The sequence below is a fragment of the Collinsella sp. SGI.095 genome (assembly GCF_050314535.1).
Taxonomy (GTDB): Bacteria; Actinomycetota; Coriobacteriia; order Coriobacteriales; family Coriobacteriaceae; genus Collinsella.
The window spans coordinates 1-25,399 of sequence record NZ_JBNPNG010000014.1 but is presented as its reverse complement, the minus strand read 5'-3'; the positions used below and the strand labels follow the sequence as shown (position 1 = coordinate 25,399).

The 25,399-nt window shown below is 59.8% G+C and carries 22 protein-coding genes; 10 read left to right on the top strand and 12 right to left on the bottom strand.

Features of this window, described 5'->3' with window-relative positions; genetic code table 11:
* Positions 1-3: 3 nt before the first annotated feature.
* Positions 4-681, bottom strand: a complete 678-nt coding sequence (locus tag ACQRCA_RS06290; RefSeq protein WP_427719552.1) for a DUF1015 family protein — start codon at positions 679-681, stop codon at positions 4-6.
* Positions 682-720: 39 nt separating this feature from the next.
* Positions 721-1,941 carry a M20 family metallopeptidase gene (locus ACQRCA_RS06285; RefSeq protein WP_427719551.1) on the bottom strand — a complete coding sequence of 407 codons (1,221 nt, stop codon included), beginning with the start codon at positions 1,939-1,941 and terminating at the stop codon, positions 721-723.
* Between the two features lie 154 nt (positions 1,942-2,095).
* Here ACQRCA_RS06285 and ACQRCA_RS06280 point away from each other — a divergent pair, with 154 nt between their 5' ends.
* Complete coding sequence (locus ACQRCA_RS06280) at positions 2,096-3,145, top strand: hypothetical protein (RefSeq protein ID WP_427719550.1); 1,050 nt, start codon at positions 2,096-2,098, stop codon at positions 3,143-3,145.
* Positions 3,146-3,493: 348 nt separating this feature from the next.
* On the opposite strand, the gene ACQRCA_RS06275 is transcribed toward ACQRCA_RS06280, so the two are convergent.
* From ACQRCA_RS06275 to ACQRCA_RS06255, 5 genes are all read right to left on the bottom strand, one after another.
* Positions 3,494-4,657 (bottom strand): phosphoglycerate dehydrogenase, encoded by a 1,164-nt coding sequence (locus ACQRCA_RS06275; RefSeq protein WP_427719549.1) that lies wholly within the window; start codon positions 4,655-4,657, stop codon positions 3,494-3,496.
* 69 nt (positions 4,658-4,726) lie between these two features.
* Positions 4,727-5,851, bottom strand: coding sequence for a 3-phosphoserine/phosphohydroxythreonine transaminase (gene serC, locus ACQRCA_RS06270; RefSeq protein ID WP_427719548.1), 1,125 nt, complete (start codon positions 5,849-5,851; stop codon positions 4,727-4,729).
* A gap of 499 nt (positions 5,852-6,350) precedes the next feature.
* Complete coding sequence (locus ACQRCA_RS06265; protein WP_427719580.1) at positions 6,351-7,559, bottom strand: DNA/RNA helicase domain-containing protein; 1,209 nt, start codon at positions 7,557-7,559, stop codon at positions 6,351-6,353.
* Positions 7,493-8,092, bottom strand: a complete 600-nt coding sequence (locus ACQRCA_RS06260) for a GIY-YIG nuclease family protein (RefSeq protein ID WP_427719546.1) — start codon at positions 8,090-8,092, stop codon at positions 7,493-7,495. Before ACQRCA_RS06260 ends, ACQRCA_RS06265 begins: the two co-directional genes overlap by 67 nt.
* Positions 8,085-8,441, bottom strand: coding sequence for a nucleotide pyrophosphohydrolase (locus ACQRCA_RS06255; protein ID WP_427719545.1), 357 nt, complete (start codon positions 8,439-8,441; stop codon positions 8,085-8,087). The genes ACQRCA_RS06260 and ACQRCA_RS06255 overlap by 8 nt, the downstream gene beginning before the upstream one ends.
* Positions 8,442-8,556: 115 nt before the next feature.
* On the opposite strand from ACQRCA_RS06255, the gene ACQRCA_RS06250 reads away from it, so the two are divergent.
* The gene (locus tag ACQRCA_RS06250) at positions 8,557-8,748 is read left to right on the top strand and encodes a hypothetical protein (RefSeq protein ID WP_427719544.1); all 192 of its coding nucleotides are present in this window, start codon (positions 8,557-8,559) and stop codon (positions 8,746-8,748) included.
* Positions 8,749-8,987: 239 nt separating this feature from the next.
* Here the strand turns inward: ACQRCA_RS06250 and ACQRCA_RS06245 are convergent, their stop codons facing one another.
* A complete protein-coding gene (locus tag ACQRCA_RS06245) occupies positions 8,988-10,688 on the bottom strand; it encodes a potassium/proton antiporter (protein WP_427719543.1) in 1,701 nt (566 codons plus the stop codon).
* A gap of 262 nt (positions 10,689-10,950) precedes the next feature.
* On the opposite strand from ACQRCA_RS06245, the gene ACQRCA_RS06240 reads away from it, so the two are divergent.
* Positions 10,951-11,790 carry a metallophosphoesterase gene (locus tag ACQRCA_RS06240; protein ID WP_427719542.1) on the top strand — a complete coding sequence of 280 codons (840 nt, stop codon included), beginning with the start codon at positions 10,951-10,953 and terminating at the stop codon, positions 11,788-11,790.
* Between the two features lie 317 nt (positions 11,791-12,107).
* Here the strand turns inward: ACQRCA_RS06240 and ACQRCA_RS06235 are convergent, their stop codons facing one another.
* Positions 12,108-13,682 (bottom strand): lipopolysaccharide biosynthesis protein, encoded by a 1,575-nt coding sequence (locus ACQRCA_RS06235; RefSeq protein ID WP_427719540.1) that lies wholly within the window; start codon positions 13,680-13,682, stop codon positions 12,108-12,110.
* Between the two features lie 178 nt (positions 13,683-13,860).
* On the opposite strand from ACQRCA_RS06235, the gene ACQRCA_RS06230 reads away from it, so the two are divergent.
* From ACQRCA_RS06230 to ACQRCA_RS06205, 6 genes are all read left to right on the top strand, one after another.
* Complete coding sequence (locus ACQRCA_RS06230) at positions 13,861-15,432, top strand: L-lactate permease (protein ID WP_427719538.1); 1,572 nt, start codon at positions 13,861-13,863, stop codon at positions 15,430-15,432.
* Between the two features lie 262 nt (positions 15,433-15,694).
* Positions 15,695-17,365, top strand: coding sequence for a phosphoenolpyruvate carboxykinase (ATP) (gene pckA / locus ACQRCA_RS06225; protein ID WP_427719537.1), 1,671 nt, complete (start codon positions 15,695-15,697; stop codon positions 17,363-17,365).
* A 224-nt stretch (positions 17,366-17,589) separates the two neighbouring features.
* Positions 17,590-18,309: a B3/B4 domain-containing protein gene (locus tag ACQRCA_RS06220; protein WP_427719535.1), complete on the top strand. Its 720-nt coding sequence runs from the start codon at positions 17,590-17,592 to the stop codon at positions 18,307-18,309.
* A 169-nt stretch (positions 18,310-18,478) separates the two neighbouring features.
* A complete protein-coding gene (locus ACQRCA_RS06215; protein WP_154515655.1) occupies positions 18,479-18,928 on the top strand; it encodes a MarR family winged helix-turn-helix transcriptional regulator in 450 nt (149 codons plus the stop codon).
* 119 nt (positions 18,929-19,047) lie between these two features.
* The gene (locus ACQRCA_RS06210) at positions 19,048-19,902 is read left to right on the top strand and encodes a DegV family protein (protein WP_427719533.1); all 855 of its coding nucleotides are present in this window, start codon (positions 19,048-19,050) and stop codon (positions 19,900-19,902) included.
* A 193-nt stretch (positions 19,903-20,095) separates the two neighbouring features.
* A complete protein-coding gene (locus ACQRCA_RS06205; RefSeq protein ID WP_427719531.1) occupies positions 20,096-20,416 on the top strand; it encodes an MGMT family protein in 321 nt (106 codons plus the stop codon).
* A 420-nt stretch (positions 20,417-20,836) separates the two neighbouring features.
* Here the strand turns inward: ACQRCA_RS06205 and ACQRCA_RS06200 are convergent, their stop codons facing one another.
* The 3 genes from ACQRCA_RS06200 to ACQRCA_RS06190 all read right to left on the bottom strand — a co-directional run bounded on the left by ACQRCA_RS06200 (position 20,837) and on the right by ACQRCA_RS06190 (position 23,760).
* Positions 20,837-21,130 (bottom strand): DUF6485 family protein, encoded by a 294-nt coding sequence (locus ACQRCA_RS06200; RefSeq protein WP_195838532.1) that lies wholly within the window; start codon positions 21,128-21,130, stop codon positions 20,837-20,839.
* A 221-nt stretch (positions 21,131-21,351) separates the two neighbouring features.
* A complete protein-coding gene (gene trpS, locus ACQRCA_RS06195; RefSeq protein ID WP_427719529.1) occupies positions 21,352-22,401 on the bottom strand; it encodes a tryptophan--tRNA ligase in 1,050 nt (349 codons plus the stop codon).
* A gap of 159 nt (positions 22,402-22,560) precedes the next feature.
* Complete coding sequence (locus ACQRCA_RS06190) at positions 22,561-23,760, bottom strand: MraY family glycosyltransferase (RefSeq protein ID WP_427719528.1); 1,200 nt, start codon at positions 23,758-23,760, stop codon at positions 22,561-22,563.
* A 534-nt stretch (positions 23,761-24,294) separates the two neighbouring features.
* On the opposite strand from ACQRCA_RS06190, the gene ACQRCA_RS06185 reads away from it, so the two are divergent.
* Entirely contained in the window at positions 24,295-25,233 is a 939-nt protein-coding gene (locus ACQRCA_RS06185; RefSeq protein ID WP_427719526.1) for a radical SAM protein, read from the top strand.
* Positions 25,234-25,399 lie beyond the last annotated feature (166 nt).

The window sequence follows — 25,399 nt, the reverse complement described above, 5'->3', positions numbered from 1 at the left end:
CCGTTAGAACCGTGCGATCTGGTGGGTGAGCAGACCCGTCGGAACCTGCGGCGCGCCGCCGCTGACCTGCGCGGCGGGGAACAGCACGGCCACGGAAAAGTTGAACGGCTCTTTGCCCGTGTAGGTGCCGGCTGCGCGGGCCTCATCGGCCAGCAGCTGCGCCGCCCCTGCCAGCGCGGCAGCGTAGGCGGGGTCGTCGGCCAGTGCCGGCTCCGGTGCCTGATCGAGCATGGCTCGGATGGCGGCAACGGCGTCCTCGCGCTTGACTTCCCATACGCGATGCGTAATGCCTGCGGGATCGGTGACGGCGTAGAGCGATGCGCCCTCTTTGGCGGCGCCAAGGATGATATCCATGACGGGCGAGGCTTCGTAGGCGAGCGACACGGGGCGCGGCTGCACCTTGAGCTCGGCGATTGTACGGGCGGCGGCCGCATCTGCGGAAGCTGCGTCGTCGCCCGTCAGTACGCCGACCGGGCAAATTGCCACAACGCCCGTCACGCGCCCTGGCTCTCCGGAGCATTCGTACACGTAATACGCCGCACCCGGATCCTTGAGCATGAGCCCATCGGCAATCGCACCGCGCAGGGCGTCGTTGCCGCTCAGGATGTCGCCCATCTGCGGCAGCGCCTCGAGCACACGGTCCTGAGCCGGGCGGATGCAGGGAAACGGAAGAGCTTTCATGGACAGTCCTAACGCGCGAGTCGGTTTGTTTGCGGCTTATTATGCCCCAACTTGGCTATTCGCGCCCCAGAGCGTGTTGTTGGCGCGCGCGATCAGCACCCGCTGGCATCGAACGATGTCGGCGTGGGGCACATGCTCGTTTGGCTTGTGTGCGAGCGCCAACGAGCCGGGGCCATAGCTCATGCAGTTGCGGTTACCCGTCTTGCCGGCAATGACGGCAGTGTCGGTGTAACCGGTAAAGAAGCCGACAGTCGCGTCCGCGCCTGTCACGTCATCGGCGGCACGCTTGAGCGCGGCTAGAAGGGGAGAGACCGGATCGCGCTCGATGGCGGGTCGGTCGCCTGTCACGGTATAGCTTCCATGGCAACCGGGGACTGTGGCTTCGGCGTCGGCGATGGCCTGCTCTACCATGCGCGTCGCGGCGGCCGTATCGGTCGGCGGCGTCAGGCGCATATCGACCCAGACCTTGGCACGGTCGGGCACGACATAGGGGCGATAGCCGCCCTCGATCTGTCCAAACGTGATGGTCGAAGGACCCAGCTCATCATGCACGGGCAGCGCCGCGAACGCATGGCGCAGCGCACAGACGGCCTCGGCCATGGCGGCGACGGCATCCGCTCCCTTCCAGGGCTGGCTCGCATGCGCCGTGACGCCGGTCATCTCGATCTCGAACCACGTGCGACCCTTGTGCGCCACCTGAATCTGTCCGTCGGTGGGCTCGGTGTCCAGCACCCATTCGCGCGAGCCGACCCAGCCGGCATCGATGGCGGCCTCGGAGCCGCGCATAAAGTCCTCTTCGTCGACTGAGCAAATAAGCGAGAAGCCGCGGTGGGGCAGCTCACCATCCGCCGCCACGCGCTCGAGCGTATGGACCAGTGCGGCAATGGCGCAGGCCAGACCGCCCTTCATGTCGCAGGCGCCCCGGCCATAGAGTTTGTCGTCTCGCACAGTCGCCCCGAGTGGCGGTGTGTCCGCGTTCCAGCCATCTCCTAGGGTGACGGTATCCATATGGCAGATGTAGACGAGTCGCGCCTCGTCGCTCACACCCGGCACGGTGACCATAAGGTTGCGGCGCCCGGGGAGTACTTCGAGCTCTGCAACCTGCACGGCATCGAGCGCAGGACTATCAAGCTGCGCCAGCTGCTGTTCAATGAGCCTCTTAATGAAGTGTTCGATCTCGCCTTCGTAGGCGCCCGGGTCCGAGCTATCAATCTTCACGAGCTCCTGCGTAAGCCGCCAGGCAAAGTTCTCATCAACCATACGAAACCTCACAATCAGTTTGTTTCCAAAACCGATTGTAAGCCACCTGGAAGATTCGCGACGTGCGCGTAGCAGTATTAACCGTTCACAGGCCGAGCCATCGCGTTTGGCGTCCGGGCAGGCTCACAAACGACGCAATGGGTACGTATCCTTCATGGACGACATGCTGTGCGACATATCTGCCTTTCGGTATCACCGGATACCTCCACAGGTCTTGGCAATAATGCCGGACCTGCCTGATTCTGTGGACGATCCGCGCAGGGAACGCCTTTGTGAGCACCCGCTCGTCAAGCATTTCCTGGGCACTCCGCTACACGTGTTGGCGCAGGGCCTCTGCGGGCGCAAGGGCGGCCGCATTGTCAGGCATGTCTGGAACGGGGAGAGGCCGTTTGATTCCGTGCGGCAGACAGAGTTTGGCCTTGATGTCGCTTCCCCGCTCTTTACCCTGCTGACCCTGGCTTCCTCGGTCTCAAACGAGCGCCTGATCATGTGCATGTATGAGATGTGCGGCACCTTTGCCGTGTGCAAGATTGCGTCTCAGGTAAAGTCGGCGCTTGAGCAGGCGTATGGGAGCCGGTGGGGTGACGCACGGTCGGGCTGGGAAAACGTAAAGGATACCTCGGGGAATCCAACGGACCTGTGGAAACGACCTCCCTTGATTGAGCTCTCTGAACTTACAGAGTTCGCCAATAAGATCCAGGGGCTCCGCGGTGCTAAATCGTTCACGCGTGCCGCGAAATGCATTACGGGGGTTGTGGCATCGCCGCTCGAGGTCCAGGCTTCGATGCTGTTTGGCCTTACGAGGTTGCGCGGCGGCGAAGGGCTGCGCCTTACCAATAACGTTGAGATTCGCATGACGCGCAGCGCCCGCCTGATTTCGGGGCTTGATAGGCGCTACGCCGATATCCTGCTGTCAAATAAGGACGGCAGCAGAGAGTGCCTGGTTGAATGTCAAGGTAAAGCCATTCACGGATCCATAGAATCCAAGATCTCGGACTCCGATCGAACGACGGCCCTTCAAGCGATGGGATATCCTGTCGTTCTGATGACCTATGGCCAGCTGGTCGACTCCGATGCCTTCCGCGTGGTGATGGAACTCATCATGTCCTATCTCGATGTGCCGTTGAAAGACAAGACGCCGCGGCAGCAGGAGCTCGAACGGCGGCTTCGTGAGGAGATTTTTATCGATTGGGCGGGAATGTAGCCGTGCGGGTGGAAAACGGTCGCGTGAGCTAGGGTTTGGTCACGAAAAGGCTTCAGTTGCTCTTTGAAATAGGCTTTAAAAACGCTACCCAGAACAAGTTATTTCGGAAAATGGACAGTCAACTTAAATTTGGCATATAGAGATCGATTTTTACCTACTAAAACCACTGATAAAGGTGTTTATCAAAGCAGGTGTGCTTAGTGATTTGGGTAGTACTGTCTATTATCCGAAAAAACTTATTCTGGGTAGCATTTTCAAAACCAGCCGGAGCAACGAAATCGGCCCCCGTTTCGCGAAAACGGGGGCCGAATGAGCTTCATTGCCTGTCTGGCAGGCTTGGCGCCGACGCTACCTGATCACGCGTACGCGATACATCGACGGAATCTGCTTGAGCGCCTCGATGGTGCTGCTATCCAGGTGCTCGTCCGTGTCGAACATGGTGTAGGCGTTCTCGCCGGCGGACTCGTTGGTCATACGCTGCACGTTGGCGTTGTCCTTGGCCAGGATTGCCGTGATCTGGCCGATCATGTTGGGCACGTTGGCATGCAGGCAGGCAATGCGGCTTGCGGCGCGCGCCTTGCCCATGCTGCAGGCGGGGTAGTTGACGCTGTGCGCGATGTTGCCGTTCTCCAGGTAATCCTTGAGCTCGCTGATGGCCATATCGGCGCAGTTGGCCTCGGCCTCGCCGGTGCCGGCGCCCGAGTGCGTGGTGATAAACGTGTTGGGCATCTTGACGGTCTTGGGCGTGGCAAAGTCGCAGCTAAACCAGCTCAGCTTGCCCGCGCGCAGGGCGGCGTCAACGGCGTCCTCGTCAATGATGGTCTCGCGCGCATAGTTGATGAGCACGGCGCCCGGGGCCAGCAGGTCGATCTGCTCGGTGCTGATCATGCCGATGGTGTCGGCCTTACTGGGCACGTGCACGGTGAGGTAGTCGCAGCCGCGGCAGAGGTCCTCGAGCGTGCCCACGCGCTGCACCTCGCGGCTCAGCACCCACGCGTGCTCGACGGAAATGAACGGATCGTAGCCGTAGACGTCCATGCCCAGATCGACGCAGGCGTTGGCGACCTTGGAACCCACGTTGCCCAGGCCGATGACACCGATGCGCTTGCCCTTGAGCTCACGGCCCACAAAGGCCTTCTTGGCCTTCTCGGCGTCGACCTGAATCTCGGGGTCGTCGGCGTTGTCGCGCACCCAGTTCATCGACTGCACCACGCCGCGGCTCGAAAGCACCAGCATGCCCAGGACGAGCTCCTTGACGGCGTTGCTGTTGGCACCGGGGGAGTTAAAGACGACGACGCCCTTCTTGGCGTACTCCTCGATGGGGATGTTGTTGACACCGGCGCCGCAGCGGGCGATGGCGCGGATGCCCTCGGGTAGCTCGTAGCCGTGCAGGTCGGTGGAGCGCATCAGGATGGCGTCGGCCTCCTCGGCGGTGCCCACAAACTCGTAGCCCTCGCCAAACTCGACCTTGCCGTCTTTGGTTATGTCGTCGATGGTTTTGATCTTGCGCATGAAAAACTCCTTAGCGGGTTTGTTTATAACAAGTGGTTTGAAGTGGCTGGTCGGCCCGCGGGTTGCGGGCTAGTTAGATCGCGGACTCAAACTATGCTGCGCTTCGAAGTCCTTCATGTACGAGGCCAGTGCCTGCACATCTTCCATGGTTACGGCGTTGTAGACGCTCGCGCGCATGCCGCCCACCAGGCGATGGCCCTTGACGTTTTGAATCTGGTGCTCGGCCGCGCCTGCGACAAAGGCCGCGTCGAGTTCGGCATCGCCGGTGCGGAAGGTGACGTTGGCGATGGAGCGGCTGTCGGCCTGCGTGGTGTCATGGAACAGCTCGCTGTGCTCGAGCAGGTCATAGAGCAGGTTGGCCTTGGCCCAGTTGCGCTCGGCCATGGCGGCTAGTCCGCCGGTCTGCTCAACCCAACGGAACACCTTGCCGCATACGTAGATGCCAAAGGTGTTGGGCGTGTTGAGCATGGAGCCCTTGGCGGCCTGGGCCTTAAGGTCCATGTACTGCGGCGTCTGCGCAAAGGCGGGGCCATCTGCGATGAGATCGTCGCGCACGATGACCACGGTCACGCCCGCGGCGCCGGCGTTTTTCTGCGCGCCGGCGTAAATGAGCCCGTAGCGTTCGACGTCGAGCGGCTGCGACAGGAAGCAGCTCGAGACATCGGCGACCAGCGGCACATCGCCGCAATTGGGCAGCTCGTGGTACATGGTGCCAAAGATGGTGTTGTTCTGGCAGATGTAGACGTAGTCGAGCCCGTCGCCCGCGGCCTCGGCGGCAATGCGCGCGTTGATATTGGCCATGGTGGGAATGCGGTCGAAATTGGTGTCCTCGGAGCTCGCGAGCAGCACGGCCTCGCCGTACTTGGCGGCCTCCTTGTACGCCTTGTTGGCAAAGTTGCCGGTCACGACGTAGCCGGCGCGGCCGCGGCGCATGAGGTTCATGGGGATACCCGCAAACTGCAGCGTGGCGCCGCCCTGCAAAAACAGGACGCGGTAATTGTCGGGGATGCTCAGCAGGCGGCGCAGGGTTGCCTCGGCGTCGTCGATGATCTGCTGGTACATGCTAGATCGATGGCTCATCTCGAGCACGGACATGCCGCAACCGCGGTAGTCCATCATCTCGTCGGCGATCTCGGCGAGCACGCTTGTAGGCAGCGCGGCCGGGCCAGCTGAGAAGTTGTGCACACGTGCCATCTTCTAGTTCCCCTCGTAGTCGTTTGAACGTTCGGGATACTTTAGCACAGTGGAGCGCCAGGCGCGACCGCATCACGGTAAAACTCGACTGCGCTGCTATGATTTACAGGATGGTTACATGGGGGAGGGGTGACCTTACCTGATGGCTCGCATCCGATCTGCCTCGGTCTTCGCTTGTTTCCAGGGGCGCACGCGACTGTTGACAAGGTCAGCGTAGCCGCGGGCGATGGAGTGCTGGACTCGTGCCCGCTCGTCGCTCGAGTTGATCTTTTCTGGGCGGCGCCTTGATTTGTCGGGGAATGCGGGCAGTTCGTTCATGAAACAGCCTTTCAAAAAAGAAAATGCCGGGGGGATCCCCCGGCCCTTGACTGCCCTCCATAGCGGAACGCAGCTCTTTTATACCATGCTGCGGTTGTCTAGCTCAAGTATAAAACACGAAAATATGTTCGTGTGTTTAACGTTTGAGTAACGCCTTAGATTTGCGACGTCTGTCCTGCGTCTAAATCACCGGGATATACCGCGACAAATACTCCTTGAGTGCGGGGTCGCACACATAGAGATACGTTCCCAGCATGCCACGCGTCATGAGGACATAGTAGGCGTTGACGATAATCTTCCGTAGCTCATCTTCGCTCGCCTTTTTCTTTGCGACAGCATCTTTGAAGTTCGCTTTGTTAATGCAGACGGCTCCTTTATCGGTGTCGTAGTAAATGTCTGGCCCCAGAATGACGAATCCGTAATTGAGGTCGTAGCCCTGCACCGTGTGGATGCATCCAACCTCGTTGACGGCGTTGGGGGAGTTAACCCAATCCTTTTGACTCGAGTTCCAACGTTTGGGGATGCCCTCAATGACGATGTCGAACGCGTCTTTGTGTTTCTTCGTCTCCCACTTCCACGCAAAGCCTGCTGTCATGCGGGATAGACCAACTTCTTCTTCCTTGGCTTGCTGCAGGGAACAGAAATCCTCAAATTGGTTGACGATTCCAAACTGGTATCTGGGGATATCGCTGTCCGGATCCCCGGCTCGCGAATCGTAGGGCTCCGACGAAAAGAGTTCGTTGAACTTCATGCCGGTATGCATATACGCCTTGTTGTTGAGTAAGTCATAGACAAAATCGAGGTATTCGTCACCACCGCGTACGCGCATTTGTGTGCTTAGGCTGAACTCTTCAGTTTCAATGCCCGCTTCTTCGAGCTGATTGAGTCGATGCTCAAGGCCGTCTCGATTGAGGCCGGATGCCCTGACTTGCTGCTTGGGGTCATAAAACAGATATGCCTTGTCGCAGCATTTGAATATCCAGTCAACTTGGTTGCTCGTATGTGGGAGGCCGAGACGATCGCAGGTGTTATAGAAGGCCTTGATGCCGGAGCCCATGCTTAGATAATTACCTAGTCGATGTGCTTCGTCGACAAGCAGGATGTCATACCGATCGTTTTTGGTAACATCGCTGGGGCTCAAGATATCGCCAGGCTTTAACCCTGGAAGGAAGTGCGTGAGTTTCCTGAGGGTCTTCTTCAGAGAATCCATCGGGGCGACAAAACCGACTCGCAGGCCGGAAAGGTTGGGCTCATTTTTGATTTTGAACATGAGACTGATGGCGAGGATTGTTTTACCTGTTCCCGGCGCGCCATTCACGACGGTTATACGTTCTCTTTTTGAGCCGCCATGTTTTGTGTCTTCATGCTCCTGTTCGAGACGTTTATAAATCGTCTCGATCGTTTCGTATTGGTCGGGCGTAAGCGTCTTGAAAGGCGAGAACTTGAACAGATCGGAGTTCTCGAGCTCTTCAATCGGATGAATCGCGTAGTTTTCTTCGCGAAGCTTTGTCCAGAGGTCCGGAACTTCTGGCGATATTGAGGCCGCTCAAAATAATCGAATTGGGCATAGCCGTTGTTGGCATTGGTGACCTGGTATTTTTCGTCGGCACAGAACAGTTCGATGAGCCTGTTTTCAAACTCAAATGTCGCTGATTGATTGAATGTAGGGTTGTCGATCAGAAGTGTTCGATCGAAATCCTTGTCCACGTTTGCAGCGTGTTGTTTCATACGGCGCTGGTAGTTGGTTGTTTGGCCGATGTATGCCGTCTTGTTTCTGCTGTTGGTAAGAATGTAAAGGACGGGCCAACTTTCGTCATGATGGGCTCCAGGCTTTGGCGTTCCAAAGTCCTGAAGCGATTCGCTTGTCTCAAAGGGCTGGGGCAGGGGAAGCGTGTATTGCCGAAGGGCGAACTCATTACTCACGGTGGCCCGCCTTTCTGTATTCGTTGGATGATGCGTTGATGGGGTAGCGCTCGCCATTGCGTTTGAGCTTGGACGAAAGCGCCGCTGGCAGGTCGATTTCATTTAAATCAGCGAAACGCAGGAGGAAAAGGAGCGTGTCGGCAATTTCGTATTCGATGGCTTGACGTTGCTCGGCGTCTTCGAACATTTCTGCAATGCGCTCGTCGCTCATAAAACGAAAGAGCTGAAGGAGCTCGGAGGACTCAGTCGCCATGCCGATGGCAAGCTCTTTTGGCGTGTGATATTTGCGCCAGCCTCGATCGTCGCAAAAATCCCTGACTTGTTCCGTCATGGCATCGAGCTTATCCATCGTCCGCAACCTCCCTGATGTTCATTATTTTATTATGACCGTATCTGGGGTTTATTGCACATCATTTGGGATGTGCGGTTTGTTTGGACGCGATTCCCCGGTAGGAGGTTACACCATGAAGATCGATGTGGACGTAGACCAGCTGCGCGAGAGTCTGCTCGATCGCGCGGGGAGTGCGGCTGGCGTGGGCTTTCCTGCTGCCATGCTCGACGTAGTGGATATCGAGGACGAGTCGCCCCAAGAGCTCCTAGCCCGAGCCGAACGCGAAGGCCTCGACCTCCGCGATTTTGCCGTCGACGATAACTAGGAATGTGACAAGGATAGCTAATTTGGGACGGTCGCCTGCACCCGCAGCTGCGCGAAAATGCACGATAAGCCGTCGCAATGGAGTCTAATGAGCTCGCGACCGTTCTATTTTGATCGCACGCTGGCTAAGTGAGTAGACTTTATTGGAAATCCTGAGCACACGACTAATTTGCTTCAACAAGCCCGCAGGTCACAGACTTATGCTTTGGTGACGTGGTCGGCGATTCGGCAAAAGTCTACTCACTTAGTTTTGAGAGGCGCTAATTGTTCGCAACGAGACCCCAGCCGGGGCGATTGGTGCTCAAATGTAGCCAATTCGGGACGGCAGCCCCCTGGCCGCTGCGACGCCAGGGTGGCGATGACGGCTTTGTCGCCGGCGTATATATGGGTGTTGCCGTCGGGGATGATCGTTTGGCCGTCGCGCTTGAGCATCACGACGATAAAGGGGTGCTTGCCTTGTGGCACGTCGCGCAGGCGCAGCCCCGCCAGGCGGCCGTGGGGTGTCACGGTGACCTCGCGCAGCGTAACCTCGGCACGCTCTTCAAACGTCGGCGCGGCCATAACCAGAAGGTCGCCTTCTTCAATTATGGTATCGCCGTTGGGCAGCACCGGGTGCGCGCCGTCGCGCAGCACCAGGGCTACGAGCATGTCCGTGGCACTGCCGATGTCCGCGAGCGAGCGACCGGCAAACGGATGGCCCGCGCCCACCTTGAGCTTAACGAACGACATGCCGTCCTCGTCGCGGTAATCGTTAAAGGTGCGGCGCACGTCGCCGGCCGCATCGATCATGTCGAGCTTTTTCGCCATCGCCGGCAGCAGCGAGCCCTGCACCACAATGCTCGCCACGGCAATCACAAACACCAGGTCAAACAGGTCGTGACCGCCGGGAACACCGGCCACCACGGCAAAGAGGCTAAACACGACCGAGGCCGCGCCGCGCAGGCCCGCCCAGCTTACGAGCGCAACCTGGCGAGGGCTCGTCTTAAAGGGCGCCAGCAGCAGGCCGACGGCGATGGGGCGGCTCACGAAGAGCATAAACGCCATGAGTGCCAGGCCCGGTAGCAGCATTTGCGGCAGGCGTGCGGGCGTCACGAGTAGGCCGAGCAAAAAGAAGATGGTCATTTCGGCCATCTCGGTGAGGGTGTCAAAGAAGTGCGCCATCTCGACCTTGCCGGTGATGTCGCTGGCGCCTAGCACAATGCCGGCAAGGTACACGGCTAAAAAGCCGTTGCCGCCTAGATAGCTCGGCAGCGCGTAGGCGACGATCGCCACGGCGAACAAAAAGATGGTCTGCGCGCCCTCGGCCGTTGCGTGCGCGCGCTCGATCAGGCGGCCCGATGCCCAGCCGATGACAAGGCCCAGCCCCACGCCCAGGATGATCTGCTTGGCGAGCAGCACAGGGATGTTAATGTCGCCGCCCGCCGCGAGCGTGGCGAGTACCGCGGTGAGCATGTAAGCGACGGGGTCGTTGGAGCCCGATTCGACCTCGAGCAGCGAGTCGGTGCCGTCCCTCAGCGAAAGGTTGTGCTCGCGCAGCACGCTAAAGACGCTCGCTGCGTCGGTCGACGCCACGACCGAGCCCAGCAGCAGACCGCCGATCCAGTCGAAGCCTAGCGCGAAGTGTGCAAAGGCGCCCGTGATGCCGGCGGTAATGACGACGCCGAGCGTGCTCAGCAGCACCGCGGGCACGGCGACAGGTTTGGCGCGGTCGATATAGGTGTTAAAGCCGCCGTAGAACATGATGAACAGCAGCGCCGTGCTGCAGACGGTTTCGGTGAGCGCGTAGTCGCTAAAGTCGATGTGCGCCGGACCGTTGACGCCCAGCAGCATGCCCAGCGCGATAAAGATGAGCAGGGTGGGGAAGGGGAGCTTTTTGCCGACGGGTTTGATGGTCAGGCACAAAATGATAACGAGGCCAATAAACAGAAGGATCTGGTTCATGGATAGTGTCCGCTCCTGGGAGGTTGGCGTGGCACGGTCAGTTATCTGCGGTTATTTGTACCCAAAGATGGTGGGTTTATGGGTTGAACGGAGGGCGTTCGCGATATCGTCACAGGCGGCGCCGTTTTTCTAGACCATTGGCGGCGACTCGTATCTACTTTTCAGCTTTATTGCAACGGAGTACAATGGGTAACGTTTAAGTTCAACTTGAAGTTTTAGTTGTGGCTCCGGGCTTCGGCCGTAATGCAGGGAAAGGCGTTCCATGGCGATCTATGTGACATCCGATGCTCACGGGCACGTGCGCGCGCTGGACGAGGCCCTTTCCAAGATCTCGCTAACGTCCGACGACACGCTGTATGTGCTGGGCGACATGATCGACCGCGGGCCCGATCCGGTCGGCGTCATTAACTTGGTGCGATCGCTGCCCAACGCTCACGTCCTTAAGGGCAACCACGAGCAGATTATGCTCGACGCGATCATTGGCCAGGACCCGCTTGATGCTGAGACCTGGGACATCAACGGCGGTTGGACCACGCGCCAGCAGCTCAACGAAATGGAGTTTGAGGCATACGAGGAGCTGGTACGCTGGGCTGCCGCCCTGCCGCTCTATGCGGTGGCAGAGACTGCCGAGCGACCGTATCTGCTGGTGCACGCCGGCATTCAGACCGAGGCAGCGCGTGCGTTTTTGCTTGAGCATGGTGTCGATTGCGGTGACGGCAGGGGAGCGGTCGATGCCGATAGCGAGCTGCTGCAGCAAATGCTTGCCGTGCAGTCGTCCGATGACTTGCTGTGGATTCGCCATGGCTATTGGGATGCCCCGACGGGGCTGCTATCTGCCGAGGGCAAGGGTCCGGTCGTGGTGAGCGGCCACACGCCAACGGTGTCGCTGGGGCGCTATTGCGAGGTTGGCGGCCTGGCAGGGCTCGATGAGGAGTCGGGCCGCGGACAGATGGTGCGCTTGGGCGGCGAGGATACCGCCGGCGTTCCCGACCGTATCGACATCGACTGCGCCGCCGCCACCGGCTCCGAGTTCGGCCGCGTGGGCATCCTGCGCCTGGATGATGGTGCGGAGTTCTATGCAAACATTCTCCCTGGCGAGTAATCGGTGCAAAGGGTAGCTAATTTGGGACGGGGCTTTTTTGACTACTTTTGCCCTTCTGCCCATCAAATGATTTTTCTGGGGCGGGGATTACATAATCATTTGGCTGCCCGCTGGCTAAGTGAGTAGACTTTTTTGGAAATGCCGAGCACCCAACATATTTGCCTCAATAAAACCGCAGGTCACAGACTTGTGCTTTGTCGGTGTGGTCGGGGATTCGGTAAAAGTCTACTCACTTAGTTTTGCGTGATGTATATTGTCCGCAACGAGACCCCAGCCCGGGTAATTCCATCGCAAATTCCGGTGGCCGAGGCAGCTAATTAGACACCGTACGGGTTGCGGGCTCGTTCTATGCGCTGGCGAATGTGGGCGTACTCGACAATCAACAGCACCAGCAGTAGGGCCATGATAGCCAGGTAGCTCACGACGGCACCCATTAGCCCCAGTAGGTTGATGAGGACCATCGGCATCACCACGCTCACGGCAAAGCAAATGAGGTAGATCTTGGTGACATCGCCGGCGTGGCGCAGCACTGTGATAATGGCGTAGATAAAATCGATGGCTGCGGTGATGCCGCCGGCGACGACCATCAGCAGTGCCAATGTGCGGTAGCGCTCAAAGTTGAGGCCGTACATAAAGCTCATAAGGGGAATGCCGGGGCCTGCCATAAACGCGGCGCATGCGCCAGTGAAACCCAAGATCAGCGCCATGACGGCGACAATAATTAAGTCAAAGCGGCGACGCTTGCGCGGGTTAGCCCAAATGCTCGACAAACGCAAGAGCTGCGGTTTATAGATAAATCCAATGCTCAGCAAAATGGCCTGCGCCGGAAAGAATAGGGCATTAAAATACAGCTGATATTTGTAGGCCAGCGTGCCTTCCATCACAAATTTGGGCATGCTCTCGATAAGGTTAAACAAAAAGAGCGCGCCAAAGAGCGGGGCGCACTGCGCAAAAAGGCGGCCGACTTCGCGTATGCTCACGCGACGCGATTTTTCGGTCTCGAGCAGGGCGAGCGGGGCGGTGACCAGCACGAGTGAGGCAATGGCGGCGACGCCCATGGCCATGGCCGCGATGGGCATGCTGCGCGTAAGGAACAGCGCCACGCTAAAGACCGCGATGACGCCGGCGGAACGCAGCGTTTGGCTCATGCCGGCTAGGTAGAGCTTGTCGGCCTGCTGCAGGCGGCCCTCGTACACGTCGGCGATGCCGTCGATCACCTTATAGAGGTAGACGCCCAGGCCGATCGTCGCCATCTGCGCGTCATAGCCGCGGGCGCTGCTGTACATGAGGCCGCAGCCTAGGGCGAGAGCTCCGCAAAGCCAGCGGTTGAGCTGGTAGGAGGCAAAGGACGTCTTCTCGTCGATGTCCGAGACCTGAAAATTGCGTACGCCGTAGTTGCACGCGATCATGATGAGCGTGCCGGTGACAAAGGCGATGGAGAACTTGCCGGCTTCTTCGGCGCCTACAAGCTGCGTAGACACGATAGTGAGCAGCGGAAACGCCATGCCCCACACGGCGGTGCCCAGGGTGTTCCAAAGGTAGTCGCGGCTGGTGGCGTGCTCCTCGTATTCGGCTTCTTGCGTGGAGAAGCCGCCGCCGTAGACGGCGCCGAGCAGGCGGTTCCACCAGGCATTGACCATGCGGTGGATGGGGCCGGGCTGGCGATCGCGCTCGCGCCGACGACGCGTGGCTTGGCCGCTATTTGGCCCGCCGGCGTTGCGCTGACTCAGCTCCTGGATACGCGCGAGCTCCTCGGCGGTGTGCGATGCGGGGAACAGGCCGTTCTCGATGCGTCCGCCCTGTCCGTGCGCCCCGCCCGATACAGCGGGGTTGGCGATGCCGTTGCGGCGGGCGATGGCGCGGCGGATGCTATCGAGGGGCGAGATGCTCAAGGCGGAGTCCTTTCTATTGCTGCGTTCTAGTATAGACGCGACGGTGTCACTCATGTTTTTGAACGGATTGTTCAATATTTTCGGGGGGCGGCAGTAAATTGTCGGTGAGCGTGCGGTATCCTGTTAAAGTTTCGTGACACCACGATGCCGCCCGCGCGGCACCAAGGAGCTTCTACCTATGGACGTCGCCGCATTCTTGCTGGCTCTTGTGCCGATCATTTGGCTTGTCGTGATGCTGCTGTGCTTTAAATGGCCAGCTTGGAAAGCCGCCATCGGATCGTTTGTCCTTTCGTGCGTGCTTGCCTTCGCATGGTGGCACCTGCCGGCAGCGCAGATCGCGACCGCCTCGCTCGAAGGCTTTTTGATGGCCCTGTGGCCCATCGTTTTGGTAATCATCGCCGCGGTGTTCACGTATAACCTGTGCGTTCGCACGGGCGCCATGGACGTAATCGGCAGCATGATTACCTCCATCAGCAGCGATCGCCGTCTGCTGGCGCTGCTTGTGGCCTGGTGCTTTGGTGGCTTTATGGAGGGCATGGCCGGTTTTGGCACCGCCGTTGCTATTCCCGCCGGCATGCTCGCGGGCCTGGGCTTTGAGGCCGTGCCCGCCGTGCTCATCTGTCTGCTGGCCAACGGCGTGCCCACGCCCTACGGCTCCATTGGCATTCCCACGGTGTCCGTTGCCGGTCTGGTGGGCCTGGATCCGCTACATTTGGCGACCGTTCAGATGGTGCAGCTGGCGCCTTTCTTTGTGATGATGCCGCTGTTTATCGTGCTGGTTGCGGGTCGTGTCGCCGATGACCAGGGTAATGTTGCGGGCGTTGCCGAGCGCCTGAACGGCGTGGCGGGCATCGCCGTGCTCTCCGGCGTGTCCTTTGCCGGTGCGGCTCTTGTCGTTGCTATGTTTGTGGGTCCCGAGCTTGCCGTCGTCGTCGGTTCCATCGTTTCGCTCGCGCTGACAGCTGCGCTTGCCATGCGTGCCGAGAAGTCGGGGCATCTGGACGCACGCTTCCACATGAATATCGAGGCCGGCGAGCAACTCACCGCTAAGTCGGCGCTTTCGGCTTGGTCGTGCTTCATCCTGATCTTTGTGCTGCTGTTGGGAACGTCTAACCTGGTGCCTGCCGTGCATGCTGCGCTCGCACCGTTTGCGAGCCAGGTGCAGGTGTATTGCGGCGAGAACCCCGGCACGCTCACGTTTTCGTGGATCAACACGCCGGGCGTCTGGATTTTCCTGGCGGCGTTTGTCGGCGGCGCCATTCAGGGTGCTTCGCCGCGCATGATGGGCAAGGTGCTGGCCGCGACCGTCAAGCAGATGATGCCGACGGTCATTACCATGCTTTCGGTTCTGGGCTGTGCCAAGGTTATGGGCTATGCGGGCATGATCTCTTCGATCAGCGCGTTTTGCATTGCGGTCGCCGGTGGCCTGTACCCGATTCTGGCTCCGTGGATCGGCGCGGTCGGTGCGTTCGTGACCGGTTCGGGCACGTCTTCTGGCATGCTGTTTGGTCCCATCCAGAGCCAGGCTGCCACCGCGCTGGGCGTGAGCGACTACTGGATGGTCGCGCTGAACGCGCTTGGCGTCGCCGCCGGCAAGATGATCTCGCCGCAGACGCTTGCCATTGGCCTGGCCGCCGTGCACGTGCGCGGCAAGGATGCCGAGCTCCTGGGCGCGGTCCTGCCCTATGCCGCCGGCATGCTGGTCCTTATGAGCGCCATCGCCATGCTCGGCCAAGGCTTGCCGCTATAGTTGGCACTTAGGGACGCTCCTTTTGTGCCGGCATCCGGGGACACTCCTTGAATGTTGCCTGTTCAAGAGTGTCCCCAACGACTCGTCGTTTAAGAACGTCCCCAATGACTACCCAATGACTAGGCCGCTTGCCTGCGATTTTTGACCGTTGGGCGGGCTTGCCCCCCTTGCCACAAAAACGTTTTTGCATATCGGGTACAACGGGCTTTACGTGAGTAAAGTGCGCGCCTCGCCCGCGTGACGCGCTTTTAAAGGAGGCCCCATGCCTGGTGTTACCCCTGCAGAAGTTCTGTCCAACTTTGGTATTACGCTGGTCGAAGATCCCGCCGAGAATCAGCCGCGTCTGCTGGTCGATCTACCTGCTGCGGAGCTCGTCGAGCACGCCATCCGCCGTGAAGAGGGCCGCATGGCATCCAACGGCGCGCTGGTAATCGAGACGGGGGAGCGCACCGGCCGTTCTCCCAACGACCGCTTTATCGTTGACACCCCCGATGTTCACGACAAGATCGCCTGGGGCGCCGTCAACCGCCCGCTTTCGATTGAGAGCTACGAGGCCATCAAGGCCGGCATCGTTGACTACCTCAACGAGCGCGACGTGTTCGTCACGCGCGGCATGGCGGGTGCCGACCGCAACCACACGCGTCGCCTGCTCGTTGCCTGCGAGCGCGCGAGCCAGGCGCTCTTCATTAAGCAGATGCTCGCCCGTCCGCTCGCTCGCGAAATTGCGCGCACCGGCGAGCCGGACTTTTGCGTGCTCGCGGCACCCGGGTACCAGTGCGACCCCGCCATCAAGGGCCTCAACTCCAGCGCCGCCGTGGTCATCAACTTCCAGGAGCGCGTGATTCTGGTTGCCGGCACCGGCTACTCCGGTGAGATTAAAAAGTCCATCTTCAGCGTCATGAATTACCTGCTGCCCGTCGAGGACGATGTGCTGCCCATGCACTGCTCGGCCAGCATGGATCCCGTCACGCACGAGACCGCGGTGTTCTTTGGCCTGTCCGGCACCGGCAAGACCACGCTTTCGGCCAATCCCACGCGCCTGCTGATCGGCGACGACGAGCACGGTTGGTCCGACATGGGCATCTTCAACATCGAGGGCGGCTGCTACGCCAAGTGCGAGGGCTTGGACGAGTTTCACGAGCCCGAGATCTTCAATGCCGTTCGCTTTGGCGCGATCTGCGAAAACGTGGTGCTCGACGAGAACCGCAAGCCCAACTACGATGACGTCTCGATCACGCACAACACGCGCGTTGCCTATCCCGTCGAGCATATCCCCAACGCGTGGACCAAGGGCATGGGCACCACCCCGAGCGTCGTGCTGTTTTTGACCTGCGATGCCTTTGGCGTGCTGCCGCCCATCTCGCGCCTGACGGCCGATGCTGCCATGTATCACTTTGTGACGGGCTTCACCGCCAAGATCCCCGGTACCGAGGTCGGCGTCACCGAGCCCACGCCCACGTTCTCCTCGCTGTTCGGAGAGCCGTTTATGCCGCTCGACCCTATGGTCTATGCCAAGATGCTCGGCGAGCGTATCGCCGACGGTCGCACCCGCGTCTATCTGCTCAACACCGGCTGGATTGGCGGCGGTTATGGCGTGGGCCATCGCATCGAGCTTGCCTACACGCGCGCCCTGGTCGCACGCGCCCTCGACGGTACCATCGAGGACAGCGAGTTCTTGCACGACGATATCTTTAATGTCGACATTCCCACCACGTGCCACGGTGTGCCGGACGGCATCCTGGTGCCGCGCCAGTACTGGCAGAGCACAGCGCGCTACGACGAGGCCGCGCACAACCTGGCGGTGATGTTCGAGGAGAACTTCGAGAAGAAGTACTCGCACCTGCCCGAGTCCGTCAAGGCCGCCGGCCCGCACGCTCAGGTGTCCGCCGAGGCCCGTCATCGCGGCCGCGGCCTGCTGGGACTCCGCCACTAGCGTCGCCTCGAGTCCATATCCACCACAAAGAGGCAGGCGCCTTTGTGGTGGTTTTGCTCGTGTGGATGACTCGGGTTACAATGCGCCTGACATATCGTCCCCTTCTCCGGATGGGGACAGCGTAAGCGCTCTTGTGACGGCACCGTAGGACTTTGAAGGTGGCCGTTGTAAGGGCGCTTTTTGTTTAGGCGCTCGCGTTGGCGCGAATTGCGAAAGGAGCACGTATGAAGAGCTTTATTGCCGAGGATTCATTTTGGGAGCTATTTCCACAGGCGGCGGTCGGCGTCGTGGTCGTGGAGGGCATGAAGCCCGCGGCTACGATTCCTCAAGAGGACGTGGACGCGATTGCGGCGCTGCTCGATCGCGCCAATATCGATGCGGAGCGCCACCTGACAAGCGATACCATCAGCGAGAACGCGCCGGTCAAGGCATGGCGCGAGGCCTATCGCCTGTTCAAGACTAAAAAGGGCGCCCGCTGCTCGATCGAGAACTTGCTCAAGCGCGTGCTCAAGGGCAAACCGGTCGGTCATATCACACCGGCGGTGGATATTTACAACACGGTGTCGCTGACCTACGCGCTGCCCGTGGGAGGCGAGGATTTGCACGCGATTGAGGGAGACCTTCGCTTGGAGGTGACCGACGGTGGCGATGCATTCCTGCCGCTTGGCGAGGAGGCGGATGACCCGACGCTGCCCGGCGAACTCGCCTACATCGATGATGCGGGTGCCGTGTGCCGCTGCTGGAACTGGCGCGACGGCGTTCGAACGGCTCTGTCCGACGATTCTGCCGATGCGTTCCTGGCGATTGAGTGTGTTGAGCCCGAGCGGATAGGGGACTGTCAGGCCGCGATCGATCGCTTAGCCGAGCTGCTTGAGCGCTATCTGGGAGCGACGGTTGTCGTTAAGACGCTTGTGACCCGCGATAACCCGCGCGTGGAACTGTAGTGGCGCCTAGAACCTATTGATGCCCCAAACCACCACAAAGGTGCTATCCCCTTTGTGGTGGTTTTTATGTTGATGAGTTAACAATTGGGATATTTGGGTACGGGGGTTCGGGCATGTGGCTAAGATGTTTACCCGTTAGCATCATGCAAGCGAAAGGCGGTCGTCTCCCATGCAGCAGAACGACGAGACACGTTTTGAGGACTTTGTCGGACTGATTAGCGGGCTCTACAAGGAGATCCAGCGCATTAAGGCATCTGAGGGCGCAAGGCTGGGCCTTAAGGGTTCCGATATCATGTGCCTGTACTATCTTGAGCGCAGCAAGGACGGCTTGACTGGTGCCGACCTCGCCCGCATGGCAGGCGTGACCCGCGCTGCCGTCTCGCGCACGCTGGCGCATCTGGAAGAGGGCGGCTACGTCGAGGTCGACGATTCGGGCGATGCCGCCGTTAAGTATCGCGCCCCGGTTCGCCTGACCACGTTGGGCGGCGAGAGCATGAATGAGGCCGATCGCATTATTCGCGAGGTGCTCGACGCCACCGGCAAGGCCATGGGCGTGGAGCAGCGCGAGCAGATGTACGCGTCGCTGCGTACGATTCTCGACACCCTGCGCGAGCTGTAGGGCCGCCTAGGCATTTGCTTCCCATTAACAACTGCATCGTCCCGTTTGAGCGCGTATACCGTGCCGGGGCATTGCTGTCAAAATTCCCTGCGCGGGACCTGCGCAAGAAAGGATTCGCTATGTCCGTCCGCATTATTACCGATTCCGCAAGCGATATGTCGCCGGCGGAGCACCCGGCACTGGCTGTTCTGCCGCTGTCCGTTACCTTTGGTACCGATGTGTACATGGATGGCGTCGACATCGATCACCAGCGCTTTTACGAGATGCTCGTGGAGCGCGACGAGCTGCCCAAGACCGGCCAGGTCAACCCGTACGCGTTTTCGCAGGCTATCGCCGAGGTTCGTGAAGCCGGCGATGAGGCCGTGATTATTACCGTGGGCGCTAAGCTTTCCGGCACCAATCAGAGTGCCCGTACCGCACTTGCCGAGGCACCGGGCGGCGATGTGTTCGTGGTAGACAGCAACAACGTCACCCTGGGCGAGCGCGTGCTGGTCGAGTATGCCCTGCGCTTGGTGGACGAGGGCCGTGACGCTGCCCAGATCGCGGCGGCGGTTGAGGCCGTGCGCGACCGCGTGGTGGTTATCGGCCTGCTCGAGACGCTGGAGTACCTGGTGCGCGGCGGTCGCCTGTCTGCTGCGGCCGGCGCCGTGGGTACGCTGCTCAACGTAAAGCCCGTGGTGGCTGCCGAGGACGGTCTGATCGTGCAGCTGGGCAAGGCGCGCGGTTCCAAGAACGGTCGCAACCTGCTGAACCAAAAGGTCGAAAAGGCGGGCGGCGTCGACTTTTCCATGCCGCTGGCGCTCGGCTATACGGGCCTTTCGGATGCGGTGCTCAAGAAGTATATCGAGGATAGCGCCGCGCTGTGGGCTGGCCACACCGAGGGCGAGCTGCCCGTTCATACCATCGGCGCCACCATCGGCACCCATGTAGGCCCCGGTGCCGTAGCCGTAGCCTTCTTCCAACCTGCCAACTAACCGACCTGCCAAAAAGGGACAGGTTTATTTTGGCAGGTTTTATCTGGGCAAACGCTACCTGCCATGCCATGTGATCCCTCGGCGATGACGGGGTTGCGGACCATCGGCCTCACGGAGGCCGCAAATGATCAGCAACCCTGCCGTCCCCGAGGGATCATTTGATTTATGCTGTTGCGGGCGGAAAGGAGCATCGATGGCGTCTGAGGGCTTTTTTGAGCGGGTGTACGAGGTAGTCGAGCAGATCCCTGAGGGGATGGTTGCCACGTACGGCCAGGTGGCGCTGCTCGCCGGCCGTCCACGAAGTGCGCGGTACGTGGGCTATGCGCTGCACAGCAATCCGCGCCCCGGCGAGATTCCCTGCCATCGTGTGGTGTTTGCCGATGGCAGCATTTGCGAGGGCTTTGCGTTTGGCGGCCCCGATGCTCAGCGCGAACTTCTGCTGGGGGAGGGCGTGACGTTTGTCGACCCCGTGCACGTCGACTTGGCCGCCTGTCGTTGGCCAGCAGGGCTCTAGCGGCTCTGCCGTGGCCAAAACCACCACAAAGCTGGCTGTCCTCTTTGTGGTGGAACGCTGGCTCCATTGATGTTTCCCCAGATAAAACCTGCCAAAATAAACCTGTCCCTAATTGGCAGGTTTACCATGGCTAACTTATGGAGAAGGTGTGGCGGCGCGGTTTGATACTGCAAAGTAAACAATGGTGAACTATATTGTATGCAGCAACGGAGCAGGCAATAGGCGATGAAAAAGCCTGCCCTGTTGAGTTTGATTGCATTCCTCCCCTCTGTGCGATTCAACGGTGTACTTCAGGAAAGCGCCCGTCGGCTGCCATGGTCGGCGGGCGCTTTCCTGTAAGCATGGGGCAAACCCATCAGGTCTGTTATCCCATAATGAGGTACTGACGTTTGGTTTTAGGGGGGGCACTAACTTTGATTGTTAGTCCCGCTTACAGCAACCGATCTTGGTAAATCCCTGCGGCGCTTCTTCGCCTGCGGGGATTCTTGGGCTGTCGCTTCCCAGATATGCTTCTACATGCCGCGCGAACGCTTGCCACGACCACTCGTCTTTATCGGCCTCAAGCCGATCGGGAGAAATCGCGTTGAACAGGCACGTTGGAATCTCGTGCTCGTGCAGATTCTTAGCGATACACGGTGTGCAGCCCTTCTCGTGGTTGACAGGGTTAAATGGGCATTTCCGGTCGTTGCAGGTACAAAACGCAACTGAGCTCATGGGACTCCTTCCGGTCGGTCGGGTCTGCCGTAAAAGCTGCCGCATGTTAAACAATAGGGTGTCATTGCTTAACAGGATATAGCCTCAAGGTGCTTGCGACTTAGGGGTTCTGCCAAGCGGCTGAATATCTCGGCGACCGACCTCTGAAGAAAACAAAACCGCCGCAACGAGGATTGTGCCAATCGCGGCGGTTTAGTTTGAGTGTTGTTTATTGCTCTCGACTAGTACACCATGCCCATGGCGTCCTGAACCTCGGCCAGGGTCTGCTCGGCGATCTCGTTGGCACGACGGTTGCCCTCGTGCAGCACGTCCTTCACATAGTCCAGATCGTTCTCATAGCGCTGGCGACGCTCGCGGATCGGTGCGAAGTACTCGTTGACGGCCTCGGTCACGTACTTCTTGAGTTGGCCAGAGCCACCCATGCCAATCTCCTCGGCAATCTCGACCTCGGAGCGGCCGGTGCAGATGGCAGCCGTCGAAAGCAGGCCGGACACGCCGGGGCGGTTCTCGGGGTCGAACGTGATCATGCGCTCGGAGTCGGTCTGGCTCTTCTTGATGCGCTTGGCCGTCTCCTCGGCGGTCATCGAGATATTGATGGCGTTGCCGTAGCTCTTGCTCATCTTGCGGCCGTCCAGGCCGGGCAGCAGCGGGGTCTCGGACAGCAGCGCGTCGACCTCGGGGAACACCTTGCCGTAGCGGTTGTTAAAGCGGCGGGCGATGGTACGGGTGAGCTCGATGTGCGGCAGCTGGTCGCGACCGACGGGCACAACGTTACCCTTGCAGAACAGGATGTCGCAGGCCTGGTGTACCGGATAGGTGAGCAGAAGGCCGGTGAGCTCGTGGCCCGAGGCCTCCATCTCGGCCTTGACGGTGGGGTTGCGCGCCAGCTCGGCCTCGGAGACCAGCGACAGGAACGGCAGCATGAGCTGGTTGGCGGCGGGCACGGCGGAGTGCGTGTAGATCATGGTCTTGTCGGGGTCGATACCGCAGGCAAGGTAGTCCATGACCATGTTATACACGTTGTCCTGGATGTGCTCGGTGGTGTCGCGGTCGGTGATGACCTGGTAGTCGGCAATGAGCACGTTGGTCTTGGCGCCCATATTCTGCAACTCCACGCGGCCCTTGAGGGTGCCAAAGTAGTGGCCTAGGTGCAGACGGCCGGTGGGGCGGTCGCCGGAAAGCATGGTGAACTTCTCGGGCGTCTTGGCCAGGCCCTCGCGAATGGCGTTGCTCTTTTGCAGCGCGACTTCGTAGCTGTTCTCGTTTGGCATGATTGCTCCTAACGTATGTTCATGGGTCAAGATAATAACGCGTTTATTGAGAGGGGCGGGCGAAAGTGAGCAAGGGGGTGGTAAGGCGAGGCATGCGTGGCGGTCGAGGCGCGGTCACGAGCGGCCGACGGTAAGCAGAACAACCTTCTGCAGCAAACCTTAATACCTGTGGTGGCGCTCTCCCTTACGCTCCTCGGCCGCTTGCTCCTCCTGCTTAAAGGCGGGGTCGTCGGGGGTTATCAGCTCGTCTTCGTGCGTGCGCTTGTTGTAATGGTGGCGTAGCACGGGCTCAAACAGGTGCAGGTGCTTGGCGAAGGCTGCCGAGCCAATGCCAAGGACGGTAAAGATGAGCACGCGCATGGGGACTTCGACCTGGTTGATGGCGGCCGCACCGGCCGAAAGCAGGACACACCAGGCATAGATAAGCAGCACAGCCTGCTTTTGGTTATAGCCCTCTTGAATGAGGCGGTGGTGGATGTGGCCTTTGTCGGCCTGCCCAATGCTAATGTGGGCGCGCTTGCGGCGCACGATGGCGCTAAACGTGTCGATGATGGGCACACCGGCAACGATGAGCGGAATGATAAGCGAGGTGAGCGCGGCAGTGCGGCTCACATTAAGCAGCGAAATGGAGCCCAGCGCAAAGCCCAGCAGCAGCGACCCCGAGTCGCCCAGAAAGATACTCGCGGGGTTGAAGTTGTAGCGCAAGAAGGCCAGGCAGGCGCCAAACAACGCGATGGAGAGCGCGGCGGCATCGATGCGGCCCGAGAGAACGGCCATCGAGAACATCGTGAACGATGCGATGCCGCAGATGCCTGTGGCCAGGCCGTCAAGGCCGTCGATGAGGTTGATGATATTGGTGAACGCCACCAGGTAGACCACGGTGATGGGATAGGCGAGCCAGCCGAGCATAATCTCGCCGGGGGCAACCGGGTTGACGATGACGCCGATTTTTAGGCCACCCACGCAGGCGATGAGCGCGGCGAGGACCTGGCCGGCGAGCTTTTGCTTGGGCTTAAGCTGGAAGACGTCGTCGATCGCGCCGGTCGCAAAAATGACGGTAAAAGAAAGCGCCAGCATGGGGTAGCTAATGTGCAGGCGCGGATGCGGGACCAAGACGGGCGGCCAGCCCAGATGCCAGGTGCCCATAATCTGAACGATGCAGGCAACGACCAGGCCCAAAAAGACCGCCGTACCTCCCAAGCGCGGGATGGGCTTGGTGTTGATACGGCGTTTTGAAGGATAGTCAACGGCGTCGAGCTTGATTGCCAGACGTTTAACCAGGGGCACCGTAAGGAAGGTCGTGATATATGCCGCGGCTGCCACGCAAAGGAACGGTATGTAGCTCGTGGATGAAGCCATGTATCAAAAACCGCCAAGCGTCGAAGGAAAAGGTCAAAGGATGCCATGCCGCAAAGGGTATAGCTGACCCATGATACTCGACCAAAGGGGGTGCGGGGAATCGCGCCGATCGATAATCACGCGCTTACCAGATATTGGGATGGTGGCGGGGGTTCTGCCGAGTGCCGTTGGGTGTCATACGGGATCTGCGATGGCTATTTTTGGCAAAAACGGCAAAAGAAAACCACCCCCCACGTTACGAAAATGAACCCACCTAAAACAGGTGGGTGCCCTCATCGACCGTTCCAGCGTCCTTAACAACGAAGGATACCTGTACTACGTACGACTGTGTGGGCTCCCTAAATAAACGCGACGGTTCACCCAGTTGCTCCGCGGGGGGCGGAATACCTACATCATAAAGCTGCACTTTATCGATTCCAGTCTTGACATTACAAAAATCGTGTCGGACGATTACGGCGCCTTGGGCTCGAGCCGTCTGCGCGGTTGGTCCTTTTGCGTTTGAGCTGCTGAATCGTTGTTTTGGAGCATGTTTTTATGCCGACGTCGTTGACCGAACTTTTTTCGCCCGCCTGCCATTTGTGTCCGCGCCGTTGCGGTGCGGCGCGCGATGAGGGTGCGCGCGGCGTATGCGGTGCTAACGACACGCTCAAGGTGGCCCGTGCGGCGCTTCATATGTGGGAGGAGCCGCCTATCTCGGGCGAGGCCGGTTCGGGCACGATTTTCTTTAGCGGCTGCTCGCTCAAATGCGTCTATTGCCAGAACCACGAGATCTCGACGGGCAATTTTGGGCTTGAAATTTCGCCCGAGCGCCTGGTCGAGATTATGTTGGAGCTGCAGGACCAGGGCGCGAACAATATTAACTTGGTGACGGCGACGCACTACGCGCACCTGCTGCCGGCTGCGATTGCCGCGGCACGGGCGCGCGGACTGGTTGTTCCAATCGTCTACAACACAAGCGGTTATGAGCGCGCGAGTGCCGTGGCGGCGCTCGGCGATCTGGTCGATGTGTGGCTAACCGACTTTAAATATGCCGATGCGGGGCTTGCGCAGTCGCTCTCCCACATTAAGGACTACCCGCGTGTGGCCGTGTCGGGTTTGGCGCAAATGGCGCGCGAGATTGAGCGCCGTGGGGGAGAGCTGGTGGACGAGGATGGGCTCATGAAGCGCGGCATGATCGTGCGTCACCTGGTGTTGCCGGGGCATGCGGACGATTCGTGTCGCGTGCTAGACCTGGTGTGGCAGACGGTGGGTGATGTGCCGATCTCGGTCATGAACCAGTACACGCCCAATGCTCTCATGCGCGAGCAGGGCGGCGACTTGGCGCGAGCCGTGACGCGCGAGGAGTACGAGCGGGTGCTCGACCATGCCGACGACCTGGGCTTTACGACGATGTTCTGGCAAGAGGGCGGCGCGGTAGACGAGAGCTTTACCCCAGCGTTCGACACAACCGGCGTCCTCACCAGTGCAAAGTAGCTCTTTTGAGCAGTCTTTTTGGGACGGGGCTATTTTAGCTGCCCCTGCCGTTAATCGTCCAAATCGTTTTCGCTATCTGCCTGGGTAGCTAAAAAAGCCCCGTCCCAAAAAGACTGCTCCCGGTGGGGGTCGAGCTACATCCGAAAAGTAGTCAAAAAAGCCCCGG